Source organism: Cellvibrio sp. GW822-FHT04B05 (assembly GCF_058800985.1).
Genome location: NZ_JBXAMU010000001.1, coordinates 337,645 through 350,594, shown reverse-complemented (window position 1 = coordinate 350,594; position 12,950 = coordinate 337,645). Strand labels below are relative to the sequence as shown.

Here is a 12,950-nt window from a genome sequence, read left to right as displayed (position 1 = left end):
AAACACCTACGTTTAAAATTAAAGACTGCTAAATGCATCTCGCACAGATCCTCTGGTGGCCTTTAACGCAGGCACCAAGCCCCCAAAAAAACCCAACACTAAAGCAAGCATAATTGCCTGCACACAGGAACTTATGTCCACTTGATAAGTGTAAAAAATTTGAGCATGACCACTGCTCAGCATACTAGCCTTAGATCCATGAAAGAATGTGTACCCTAAAAGACAGCCTATCACTGCGGATGCCAGCGCAATCAACACGGATTCTGAAACTAACGCCATCACTATAGAGACTTTTTTAAATCCGACGGCACGTAGGATTGCAATTTCTTTTGCCCTGCTCTGAACGGCGGTGTGCATGAGATTTAGTGCCCCAGCCAATGCCCCTATTGCCATCACAATTGAGAGAGGCCATGCTAGATAGAAAATGAGATTTACGGTATTTTCTGAAAGCTCTTTATAAAATTGTTTTTCTGATTTGATTTGCACAGCGAGACGCTTATCTAATTGGCTCCACGCTTTTAAATCATTCACTGTATGACTCTCTTGCAACCCAATTCGCAGCGATTGCAGAGTCTCGCCGCGATTAAACTGACTCTGCACTATAGCGCGATCTGTCCACATCTCACCTTCAAATGCTGATAACTCGCCACCGAAATCAAATACCCCTGTAATTACCCAATCGGTTTTCCCAAAGGTAATTGTGTTCCCGACGGCCAATGCGGGGATCTTCCTTGCGAGACTCTGTCCCACCAAAATTTCATTTTTTCCTCCTTCGTTTAACCTCCCGCTCTGAAGACGAAACCCTTTGCGTAAAACTATCCCCGACGGATCAAGACCACGCAATGGGACGCTGACACTTTCATGCTCGGTGGCATCCTCAATATCCACCATGACAAATAATTCTGCTGATACCAGCTTTGCGCCATTACTCTGACGAATTCCGGGATATCCGATTAATATATCCATCTCATTTTTTGTTAGGACACTGCTGATTTCGGCCTGCGCTCCCTCTCGAAGCACCAAAGCAACTCTTTCGTCACCTGTGACAGCCAAAGTTGATTCGAAGCCAGTCTTTACTGCTAGAAATGATAGAAGCATGGTCACTGTCACAACTGTCCCCACCGCGTTAAATAGCACAATCCATCGCCGCAGAAAAATTGACTTGACGCCGAGAAAAAATAGAAAAAGGTATTGTATGAAAATTGGCGAATTCATTATTAATCCCGAGAAATTGCTTGGAGAGTTTTTACTCTGTACGAAATAACTGATGGAATAAGAGCTGAAATCAATATCAAGCCGACTGCATAAGCGCATCCCGTGGCGATGGTGGAGACGGGCAAACCCAGATTTGGCAAAAGTGTTCTTAACTCTGGGCTCTCAGCTGCTCCTTCAATCATGAAATATGCGATAAGGAGACCGAGGAAAAATCCGTTCAGGATTACCAAGGAAGCTTCAATAATGTCAATTTTTACGGTTTGGACACTACTAAAGCCAAACGTCTTTAGAATCGCTGTTTCCTTAACTTTCTCGACAGCATGCTGGTACATGGAGGTACATACAACTAACATAATGGCAAAAAATGCGACGGATATTACGTTTGTAATTACGTAAGAAATATCACCCAATCGCTTAAAATATTCCTGCTGAAATGCAGATTCGCTAACGGATTTAGTTTCATGAAAAGAATTTGCGGTATCTGCATCTATTGAGTGGGCCAACCGGAAAAACTCTTCTGGATTTTCAAAAGAAACCAAGAAAAGACCGGTCCAATCTTCTCCAAATGTATGCGAATAGTTAAAATATTCGTATTGCATAAACATTTTATTCGTATCGGTGTTTTTCTCAGCTGATCTAAAAATACCCACTACAACCATGTCCCATGTGTTACCTCCATTTCTATTGGTAAAAATATTGGATTGGATAGGAATAAGGTCACCGATCTTCCAGCCGGTTCTGGCAACCATTTCCTCCCCGATAATTACTCCGTTTCTCGTTTCGCCCCATGCTTTCCACTCCTCGGCATTCAGTTCTATTTCCGGGTATATTTTAGGGTAGGAAATAGGATCAACTGCGTATGTTGTGATTAGGTTATCCGCCTCCATGTAATATCCACCAAACCAATTCATAGGGCTAACGTCTTTCACGCCAGGGTATTCTTTTAGTCGTTGGTACAGAGAAATTGGCAATGTCTCCGTGATTCCTATTTTATTTTGCACAACCATGCGTGTTGCTGACAGCTCGACAGCTGAAGGATCCAATGAGTTAACAATTGAACTGAGAACATTAAACAAAAAGAAAGCGATGGCAACTGCAAATGTGTTGGTCACCGATCTGAAACGATTTCTAGTTAAACTGCGACGAGCCAGATATACCAAATTCATTTTTTATTTCCACTCTGGTCTACTTACGACTCTAATGAAGAAGGGTTGCGGAGCAAACCTTTATCCATATCTAAACGGGTCGATGCATATCCGGCAGCTAATGCATCATGCGTAACCATCACAATAGTTTTATTGTGCTCTTTGTTCAGATAACTCAATAAATCAAGGATTTCATCAGCAGTTTTCCTGTCCAAATCTCCCGTTGGTTCATCACATAAGATCACATCAGGATTCGTTACAATAGCCCTAGCGATTGCAACCCGCTGCTGCTGTCCTCCAGATAGCTCTTTAGGGTAATGTTTCTGACGGTCCTCTAACCGAACCAGGGCAAGTGCAGCCCGAACTCTTATGTCACGCTCGTTTCTACTAATTTTTTTGGCGTATAACGGCAACTCGACATTTTTGTAAGCATTCAAAAGTGGCATCAGATGATAAAATTGGAAAATAAAACCAATATTATTCGCCCTCCAATCATTGAGCTCACCTGAATCCAGCGCATTCAATTTTCTACCGCGAAAAAATAAGTCGCCGCTATTAGGGATATCGACTCCGCCTAACATGTTTAAAAGTGTGCTCTTACCTGATCCTGATGGCCCCATAATGGCAACGAAGTCACCATCTTTAATTGATAAACTTAAATCCTTAAAGATGGTGGTCGTTTCCGAGCCACGTGTAAATGTTTTCTCAATGTTCTGAAGCTCGTATATTGCATTCACAGACATAATCAATTGACCTCTTTTCCAAATGAAACACGCAGACTCATGTCTGGGATGATTCTATCGTCTTGCTCAAGTAGTTTGATGCGTAACCTCACAGTACCCTTGCTACGATTCGCAACTGGAATAACTGCAATAACGCTGCCTGGAATACTCCATTCAGGATAGGCATCCAAATTCGCTGTGACCCGTTGATTAGTTATTATTTTTTGCAAATAACGCTCGTTAATATCCACCTCAATTTCTAAGGACGACATATCTACGATAGTGCATATACCGGTACGTGTGAAACCTCCACCGGCGGAACTGGGAGAAACGATTTCACCAGCCTGCGCGTTTTTGCCGATCACAACACCGCTAAAAGGAGCTCGGATCGTGTATTTTTCTAGCTCTTCACTCAGTCGATTCAAACGAGTTGAAGCCAAAGCCACGTGTACCTCAGCCTCTTGTACACGCAACTGTAAAACTCTCTGCTTTAATGCTTCAGATTCATACTCTTGAATAGATATCAAATTATTTTTTCGTAGCACTCCTGAGCGTTTATATTGTTTTTCGGATTCAAAAAGCTCTGCTTTGAGCCTTTGCAGCTGCAACTGGATTAATTTTTTTTCATCCTTTGCAAGCTTTATATCCTGATCCAATACACTACTATTGACGGTGGCCAATACATCGCCCTTTTTTACATACATTCCTTCATCGACATCTACCGTTTTCAATACTCCCATGACTTCTGACGAGGCGGTTGCTAAGCGGCGTGCGACAATAAATCCAGCTGCATTTAGGGTCGCATTGCCGTTTGCAACATCAGGCTTGCGAGATTGCAAAGGATTCTCAGATGTGGTTTCTACCGTATGATTATTAATGGACGGTTTTTTACCTACATCCACATCTCCTGCATATATTTTTTCGGCAACCATCCATAAGGTAACTACTACCAGTAAAAAAATAATCAAGATAGATAAAATGAAAAATTTTTTATTCCCTGCTTTCTCATTAGGGAAATTACTGTTTTGGTTGCCAGAAACAAGTAGAGAAACCAAATGATCACGTTCATTTTTTTGACTAGACAAGCAGACTCCTTTGATTAGCTGGCTCTCTATACTTTCAAACTACGAGAGCAAAAGAAATTAAACGAATGATTGAACAGGAAAAATCAAAACCATAAGCGAAGCCTGATTAAATCCTTGTAATCAGTCAATTTGCGCACAACTTTATGAATTTTGCGATCAGATTTTCTGCAGAATCAGTAAGCGCTACTGCCCTCTGTTTGATTTCCTGAATATTGCCAATTCCCTCCTGCACTCCGGCAGCCCAATTAACTACGAGGCATATAGCACAATATTCAATTCCCTTTTGCCGAGCCAGCAGAGCTTCAGGCATCATTGTCATACCTACGATATCGCATTGATCACGCTCCATGCGGCGAATTTCAGCAGCAGTTTCCAAACGAGGCCCCTGGGTACAACCGTAAACAGCAGCAGATTGCACTTCAATCCCTAGATGCTCGGCTGCACACAACATAGTCGCTCGCATACCGGGAGAAAAGGGATGGGTAAAATCGATATGGGAAGAGAATTCGAAATCGCCGTCGAAAGATAAATCTCGCCCCCAAGTGTAGTCGATAATTTGATGAGGAATTACTACTGCACCGGGCGGGCAGGAAATTGCAATGCCGCCGACACTGCAGACAGCAATAATTTTTTTAACTGCGCACTTAACGAGCGCATCAATATTTGCAACATAATTGATAAGATGGGGAGGAACATTATGCGTCTTGCCGTGGCGCGGGAGGAACAACACCTGCTGATTCTCAAACACACCACTTAGCAGCTCAACCGGAACGTTTGAATAAGGACTGGTTACATGTTCAATAGTTTTGTTGTCGAGACCATGAAGGTCATATAACCCGCTCCCGCCTATTATTGCTAGCATCTCGCTACTTCCTTTAAATATTCCATCAAATGTTCCATTCACTGCAGATTAGAGCAGCCTATCTAAATAAACCTGGGGGGAAATAGGTATCGGTAATTGGGAGTTTCGATCGATTTATTGACTACCAATGTGTTTTTAATCAATTGCTTAAGTTAAAAACCCAACATCTATGTATTTATTTAATATTATTCTTAAAATAAAAGTGGTTCCAGTTTTGAGCAGGCGCATCCAATTTCGCTGTGATTATTTGGCATAAATTACTATCCCTTTAAATGTCACGTCAAGCATTATTTTATCAGCTCGGTCTTTCCAGGCTCTCGTGGATAAATCTAAGCTAATCAGCGAGCACATGAGAAAGCCACATGAGTGCATTCCGAAATTTAAATTCTAAGTCGTGAAGCAGGTTACCTAGCGAGGATACTCTATTGTCCAGTTGGCTAAACGCCTTGGTATTTCTAAACATAGCCGCTACAACTGGTTAATGTTGCCGCCCCCGATGGATCTGATGTTCAGGAACGGAAATTATTTGAAGCAAAACGTGAAATTCTGAAACTCAAATCCAAATTACAGTGCGCCAAAGAAAAGTGCATATAGTAGTTAGTGGTAGTTTTCCAGTCAGCTTGAGCAAAGTATCAATAATTAGGAGAATTTATAACGCAACTGAAATGGCCTAGGCAGACACAATTGATTAAATCGAGATACACCTCAATCGAACCCGACGTCACAACCATCACAGTTCCGCAAGTCTAACAGCGTTTGAACATGCCTCAAAATTAGCTTTGGATTTTTCTATGCAAGCCCAAGAAGTCCAAATCTGGATTTTGCATTCCACAAAATCAGCCCAACGCCATACGGCGCAGCTAACTTCAATTACGGCATATTACAAAGCATGAAGGGCTTTATTGATAGCAAAATTTGAGATGGGATGCGAGGATTGATGTGGCACGTTCGCTACGAAGAACGTCGAAAACAATGTATTTGCAGCCACTCCCAAATAACATCGAAGTGAGCGGAAGGTTATTTCCGATATCGGATAATTAATCTCGCTCATATGTTAGACACCTTTTAATCACCAACCTTCGCACTTCTTCAGCCGAAGGCGGGGGCATGCACGGCCATTGTTTTTCTAGGCCACACATGATTTTTTTCGCACATATCGATTAGATCGCCTGATGGCCATGTTTATTTGAAGTGGTCACATAAACTGTGCCCCCTATACCACAGGAATAATTGAACTAAAGCCGGATGCCAAAATTACACTTAAGCCATTTGAGTTAGATACAGGGTCATTTTCAGATGAAGTTAATCTCACGTAAGTCGACGCAGTGTCGTGATAAGGGTTCACATTCAATCCCGAATCTCCGAAAACCTTTCAAACCGAGAGTCGCATGATAAATATTTTGCAAAAGTGAATTGCGCATAGTCATTAACGGAGTTTGAATTATGAATATCTTAAACGTAATTGACATTTCACTCAAAACGTCACAAGCACTGAAATCCGGTATCTTAACACCCCTTAAAATTGACCAAGCAAAGCCATCTGACAAACATGGACAAATGAAATTGCCAAATACGAAGGGAGATTTAGATGCCAAAACTAAAGTAGATTTGGCTATGCCACCGCTCTACCTGATTACAGAGAACAACACAACAAGCAATCGATAGAAGTTTCTAGGTGTCTATTTATGAGAGAAAAGCTAACTGCGGATGGCGAGATTTAACAAAAGATCAGCGAACAATTCAGAGCTATATGAATACAATGATGCCCGAAAATAAACAACGGATCGCACGAGAAGTCCATTTCATGCAAAATAAAGATTCCTACAGTTAATACAGCTTCATAAAGAATTGATATTGAATTGTTAGAGTTTTGCGAATGCTACCTTGCCATAAGTGTCTACGAAGGTTTGCTAATCGATACGGCCCACGCCTTTTAGGTTGCCAACATTGAATCCTGTCCTAAAGACTACGCCAAAATTTGGTGACCTCAGAAACCTTTACTCTATACCTATTATTTTTGTGTTTTGATATAAAGGAGCAATCTAAATTAATAAAAACCGCATTATAGATCGAATATAGGATTCAAATTAGTGCCCCCCAAGAAAATGGGGCTCACAACCAATAAATTTCAAAACTTTAAATTAGAAAATCATTAGAAAAATCAACAATTTATTGATGACATTAATTGAGTAAAATATTATTGGGTAGCGCCAATTTATGAGTTATTAAAATAAGAAGAACATTAAAGCTATATTATGACACACGTAAAAAGTAATGAAATTGACAATTTATGATTCAAATTTGGTGTCAATTTATGAGCAAACTGACACAAGTGACGGGGCTTTTTTTTACTGTTTCCGGCACGTTACTGTAGGCTGGGCAGCTATGCCCCACATGAAGTTCATTAAGAAACATAATTCAAATTCCTTTATTAAAGAATTGTCCAATCTATTTACTATCGAAATATTTGCAGAAGGAATTTAGCCGATTTTGTATCCAATTTAGCATCTGGACCTGCAAACATGCCTGCAACAACATTGAATTTCCATTCAAGTGATGAAACCTGCTCACCAATAGTTCTAGTCCCACTACCATAGCTATGTAATAACAGTTCCACCTGAACATATTTTTTAAATTTTATATTTATGATCACTTGCGGAGTACCATAGTCACTTCTTGGTTCAACAGTAATTGAATCTAACCAATCATCAAACGTACCGTTTGGATCATGAATAACTGTTCCCCTTCCATCAAAAAGTAAATAGCGGTTTACTTCCTTTAAAACTTCCTCCTTAACTTGGCTACTTTTAAGTCGCGCATCAATACGAAAATCAATTAGCTGTATTACAGTCACTATCGTAGCAACAAAAATCTTAAGCCTGTTGCAATCATAGATGCATACTTAAAAAATGATGCAGAAGAAATCATATCAATCCTCAATTTTAAACTAAAGAAAATTCGATACACTTCTAAAAAAATAATCAAAGATGGATCATTTAAACAAAAGCCATTTTGATCAAAACCCGCTCGCACAGCACCTTTTATAGCAGGAACCCTATTTAAGTAATCGACTAATTTTTAGAAAGCTCCATACATTTATTAAATTTTTCGATGATTTGACAGCTTGGGCAGCAATATTCGACATAAATTTATTCCTAATACAATAAAAATCATTCAGTTATACGATAATTATGAATGCGGCTGTTTAAACACCGCTTCCTCAGGATTTCTTATTGCAGAAATGACATTCTCAGCAACTTTATCGAGCAACTTACTCCCCCAAAAAGGATCAGTTGTATCATAGTAAATCACTCGAATATGTTGTAAATCAAATGGGACATCTTCTTCATTGGAGGAAATAAGAACTACAGGTTTCTGTAAAGCATGGGCTAATCCAAGCTCGTAGAATACATTTGGGTTTCTATTAGTTAATTCTGCAACAAGCACTTTTGCCTCAACAATTCCCCGCCACACCTGATCAATAATCTTTCCAGTCCCAAAAATATCGTTATCTGCTCTTACTGGCTTTAACCCTGCCTTCTCAATTGCTGGTTTATATATTTTTTCATAATAAGTTCCAAGTGGAGCAGCGAACGGTTGCATTACAAAGCATGTATCAGATGATTCAATTTTTAATCCTTTTTCAAGTTTTTTTTGCGTTTCAGTTTTTTCCAAAGAGCCAGAATCTTCTTCTGTTACATCCAAAACTCTAGTTTTTCCACCATGTGATTGTAATAATTTTGCATCATTTAATGACTCTATAAAAATTTTGGTAAACTCTTCTACTTTGTCCCTAGGCACTTTATATGTATCGCATATTGTGTTGTTTAGAAACTTTTCGTCAGGAAGATTTTCACCTCGATAATGTTTATAGACATCAGATATCTGAGGGGCTTTTAATAATGCTTCCCGCAGTCCTGCCAGCTCATCAGCGGAAGATTGAGGCCTGAGGATTCTGCGAGCCAAATCAGTTATCGCTATTCGACCAACTGATGTACTTTCTAGCAGCCCAAATTTGGTTGCCGAGCTAACCTCCAACTTGTAAGGCCCATGATTGCCCACACCGACAAACTCAGCACTTTCAGCGATTGAACACTCATTTCCAGCGTTCTGCTCAATTATGGCCTTTGGAATTCTAAGTACTTTGCTAAGTGAATGTCTTGGGAATTTGGCGTTACCAATGTTGGATGCAATTTTCTGAGATGTTTTATTTTTAGATGTAACTTTTTTATTTGCTGCCATGATGATTTTCCTTTTCCAAAGGTTTACTTAATGTTTAGCTGAAAAGCACGAGTTTCTTTTGCATATAAAATAAAAGCACTCAGTAATCAGAGCACCTAACAGCTGTAGTAGAGCATTAAAGACTATCGCCTTATTAAGCGCCAGTTTGAATTACAACCCATTACTGCCTTCGCGTTGACAACCCCACCCTCATCCCCCAACCTGCCCCCGCTGCGGTAAATCCCGCAGTCGGGATTCTGACCCCCGTGTCCAAACCGGCATTAGGCGTAAGTCTAGTGTCCTCGTACAGCTTTGCCTGTTGTTATGGCGGCTGGGCGGGGCCACCCTCGGGTGGGCCGGCGTGGTTTGGTCCGGTGGTCAGAACCCTGTTCAGTCGCCTCCATGATTTCTGATCTCATGGAGCGCGAATGCCACACAACCAAACTACGAGATTTTTATTATGGATAATGTGATCCCTTCCCTCGCGTTCCCCAATTCCTGCGTTATCAAACTCGATCAATCCCAATACGTGTTTTTTCAACAATCCCACCTTGAAATTCATTCGGACGATGCGATTTATCAGTTGTGGTGCCAGGCGTGTTTGCTGGAAGTGTTGTTTGACGAGATTCAGGAAAAAGTAAAATTACCGCACAAAGCAATCAACTGTATCGCGCATGCTATTGACAGGATTGATTTGCATCTTAAGAAGCGGTTGCGGATGTAGAAAAACTAAAGGCGGATTTTTTAGTCACCTTTATTCGTTGTTCTCAGACCAGCACCGCTTGCGATCCAATCTTTAATGCCCGGCCATTATTTCCCATGCATAGATAATGTCTTGCATATCCTGAGCTCTTCTGCATGGCGCTGCAATTTTTTCATTGCTTAAAAAATATCGAAAATATCCGCATTAAATATTCAACCTTTCTACATTTTTTGCCTAACGTTTCACATTCTCTGTCGCATAAAGCTAATTATTTCCATCTATTTGAAAACAATTATACGGATATTTATAAAAAATACTTTTACAGATATAGCGCCTATTAAACATATGTTCTATCCAGTAAATTTAACCCGGTTTCGACCTCATCGAATATGCAACGAAGTTTGTAATATTCGTTTACTTCGACGCCATAAGAGTTAATTTATTGTCACTTATAAATAGGTCGTTTATGTCGAACAATGAAATTCCGCAAGATAATAAAAGCGTTCTCGTGATTGATGAAAATCTTTCAATAGGTGTTATTGCAAATACTTCAGCCATATTAGCCCTGAGCTTGGGGAAATTGGTGCCTGAAATGGTAGGTGCAGATTTTCAAGATAGTGAGGGGAACATTCGGCGAGGTATTACAACCTACCCGATTCCTGCACTGAAGGGCAACGCAGAATTGTTACGTTCAATACGAGAAAAATTGAAGAGCTATGAATCAGATCTGATTGTGGTTGAGTTGTTCGGCGCGACAAGAACGACACGTTCTTATGAAGAATACATTCAAGTTGTTCAAGACACACCAGAAAATCAACAGGAATATCTGGGCATTGCAATTAGTGGTAGCAAGAAGCTGGTTAATAAGTTCACTGGAAATTTGGGTTTGCTCAAATAGAGCAACTTAATGTTTTTAGACTATCGATCTTTTAAGAGGAATGAATAATGGAAGTATTAGATGTCGTAACAGCAGATAAACCAAAAATGGAAAATCAAAAGCCCAAGGAGGTTAGGTATTTGATTCCGGAAAATGAATACGATTACGATCATCCGGAAGTTATACATTGGACGAATTATTTCCAGCGAGAAGCAGATAAACATAATGTGTTCGTCAATATTAAAGCGACAATCGAAGCAAAACGATCAATTGTAGCAGCAGAAAGTATGGCTACTGCCTGGTACGATTTTACACGTTATGTTCCTTCTTTCATCTGTAAAGCAGTCGCCCAAACAGATGATGCAGAACGTCAACATCACCTTATCCAAATTGCCTACGATGAATTGGGCGGTAGAGATAAAGATTTCATCCATTCCCATTTATATTTGGATGCACTTGACAAAGCCGGCATTCAAATGATGAGTGAATCTCTCGCCTCAATTAAAGGGGTTCTGCACAGTCTTGATCACACACTGACATCCATGAAAAGCCAATTTGGAATTGTTGGATTGCTGCTCAGTTTTGAAATTATTGCCGAAGAAAACATCGAAATGCTTTTCAACTGCCTGTGCTACGAAGAGCGCGTTGAAGGAATTTTATCGGCAACAAAATTCTTCAAAATACACCGCGCAGATGAAACAGAACACATTCGCCACTCTATTGCGAATTATTTACGCTTTTGTAAAACCGAACAACAGCGCCACGAATTCAAACTAGCCTTTGATGCGGGCATAGATTATTGGCAACGTTTCTGGGATCAAAACGCCAGAATCATTAATATGGAAACTGACCTAAGTAAATCAGCATAACTACTGAAAGGGTTCTTATCGTGGCAACGGTCGTATTTATAGAAACAAATTTTAGCGGTCTGGAAGCAATTCTCTATTGTAAAGCAAAGGGTTATCGCACAGTTTTAATAAGCGATAGCGTTGAGCGTTTCAGAAAATGGTTTCCAGAATCAACAATGCATATTCTTGACGAAATTGATCAGCTTATTTCTGTTCCAAACTCGAACGACTTTCAAGGAGTAGCTGAAATTTTGCAAAGAGATGTAGGCAAGTTCGATGCGCTATTGACCTTTGCTGAGATAAGAACTCTTGTCACTGCGAAACTTGCAAAACATTTTGGTCTTCATGGTGCAAATCCTGAAGCAATCAAACTGGCACAGGACAAGTTTACTTTCCGTAAAGTATTAATGGCAAAAGGTGTTGATGATGTTCAATGTCGCCTTATTAATAATGCAAAAGAATTACTCGATATCAAAAATGATATTCGTTACCCCTGCTTTTTAAAACCAGTACAAGGGCATTCAAGTATTGGCGCGATGGTGTGCAAAACAATTGACGATGTTGAACGTATTTCAGCGGAATTAAGCACCATTAAAGAAGATTGGATTTCCTCTGCTTTCGTTGTAGAAGATTATTTGCAAGGAAATCTCTATAGCGTTGAAGTGCTTACCACTGCACAAGGTAAACATCACGTGGTAGGTATTTCCGACCGTGATGTAGTGAATGACTGTGTGGAAGTAGGTGCCTCCTTCCCTTTTTCAAGTCCACTCAGCGAAAGCATTGAGCGAAAAGCCTGTGCAGCCCTGGATGCAATCGACTATACGTTTGGCCCGAGCCATATCGAAATTATTGTACAAAATGGTGAACCGCATCTTGTAGAAGTTAATGTGCGCGTAGGTGGTAGCGGACATTCCTTTATGTTGGCGCTAGCGACATCGCGCTCGATTGTAGGTGACTGTATAGAACTGTGTCTCGGCAATCTAAATACCGAAAGTAAAATCTATGAGCATACTCAAGGCGCAGCCTGGAAATGTTATGTAAGCGAACAAATTGGATTTATAAAAAGCTTGCCAAGTGAGGATGAAATAAAAAACAAGTTTAATGTGGAACATGTTTGGTTACATCATCAGGTTGGTGATGAAGTCAGTACACTGAACTCCAATTATAACTGGATCATTCAGGTGATGTGCCGGGGGAAAGACCGGGAAGAAGCAAAACAGAATGCAGGCAGCATTATCAATTATATCGAACAACAAACAATTATTGCATAGG

Annotated in this window: 12 protein-coding genes; 5 read left to right on the top strand and 7 right to left on the bottom strand. The window is 40.2% G+C overall.

Annotated features, from left to right (window positions below; all coding sequences use genetic code 11):
• Positions 1-18: 18 nt before the first annotated feature.
• From AC1RJL_RS01345 to AC1RJL_RS01325, 5 genes are all read right to left on the bottom strand, one after another.
• Complete coding sequence (locus AC1RJL_RS01345; RefSeq protein WP_492910947.1) at positions 19-1,215, bottom strand: ABC transporter permease; 1,197 nt, start codon at positions 1,213-1,215, stop codon at positions 19-21.
• Positions 1,216-1,217: 2 nt separating this feature from the next.
• A complete protein-coding gene (locus AC1RJL_RS01340) occupies positions 1,218-2,381 on the bottom strand; it encodes an ABC transporter permease (protein WP_492910946.1) in 1,164 nt (387 codons plus the stop codon).
• Between the two features lie 23 nt (positions 2,382-2,404).
• On the bottom strand, positions 2,405-3,103 hold the full coding sequence (locus tag AC1RJL_RS01335) for an ABC transporter ATP-binding protein (RefSeq protein ID WP_492910945.1): 699 nt from the start codon (positions 3,101-3,103) through the stop codon (positions 2,405-2,407).
• A 2-nt stretch (positions 3,104-3,105) separates the two neighbouring features.
• Positions 3,106-4,167 (bottom strand): efflux RND transporter periplasmic adaptor subunit, encoded by a 1,062-nt coding sequence (locus AC1RJL_RS01330; RefSeq protein WP_492910944.1) that lies wholly within the window; start codon positions 4,165-4,167, stop codon positions 3,106-3,108.
• Between the two features lie 124 nt (positions 4,168-4,291).
• Positions 4,292-5,071: an S-methyl-5'-thioinosine phosphorylase gene (locus AC1RJL_RS01325; protein WP_492910943.1), complete on the bottom strand. Its 780-nt coding sequence runs from the start codon at positions 5,069-5,071 to the stop codon at positions 4,292-4,294.
• Between the two features lie 1,401 nt (positions 5,072-6,472).
• On the opposite strand from AC1RJL_RS01325, the gene AC1RJL_RS01320 reads away from it, so the two are divergent.
• A complete protein-coding gene (locus AC1RJL_RS01320; RefSeq protein ID WP_492910942.1) occupies positions 6,473-6,694 on the top strand; it encodes a hypothetical protein in 222 nt (73 codons plus the stop codon).
• A gap of 790 nt (positions 6,695-7,484) precedes the next feature.
• Here AC1RJL_RS01320 and AC1RJL_RS01315 read toward each other — a convergent pair.
• Entirely contained in the window at positions 7,485-7,883 is a 399-nt protein-coding gene (locus tag AC1RJL_RS01315) for a hypothetical protein (RefSeq protein ID WP_492910941.1), read from the bottom strand.
• 335 nt (positions 7,884-8,218) lie between these two features.
• Positions 8,219-9,271 carry a hypothetical protein gene (locus AC1RJL_RS01310; RefSeq protein ID WP_492910940.1) on the bottom strand — a complete coding sequence of 351 codons (1,053 nt, stop codon included), beginning with the start codon at positions 9,269-9,271 and terminating at the stop codon, positions 8,219-8,221.
• Between the two features lie 439 nt (positions 9,272-9,710).
• On the opposite strand from AC1RJL_RS01310, the gene AC1RJL_RS01305 reads away from it, so the two are divergent.
• From AC1RJL_RS01305 to AC1RJL_RS01290, 4 genes are all read left to right on the top strand, one after another.
• Entirely contained in the window at positions 9,711-9,974 is a 264-nt protein-coding gene (locus tag AC1RJL_RS01305) for a hypothetical protein (RefSeq protein WP_492910939.1), read from the top strand.
• Positions 9,975-10,419: 445 nt separating this feature from the next.
• On the top strand, positions 10,420-10,851 hold the full coding sequence (locus tag AC1RJL_RS01300; protein ID WP_492910938.1) for a DUF2000 domain-containing protein: 432 nt from the start codon (positions 10,420-10,422) through the stop codon (positions 10,849-10,851).
• 47 nt (positions 10,852-10,898) lie between these two features.
• The gene (locus AC1RJL_RS01295; RefSeq protein ID WP_492910937.1) at positions 10,899-11,699 is read left to right on the top strand and encodes an iron-containing redox enzyme family protein; all 801 of its coding nucleotides are present in this window, start codon (positions 10,899-10,901) and stop codon (positions 11,697-11,699) included.
• A 20-nt stretch (positions 11,700-11,719) separates the two neighbouring features.
• A complete protein-coding gene (locus tag AC1RJL_RS01290) occupies positions 11,720-12,949 on the top strand; it encodes an ATP-grasp domain-containing protein (protein ID WP_492910936.1) in 1,230 nt (409 codons plus the stop codon).
• Position 12,950 lies beyond the last annotated feature (1 nt).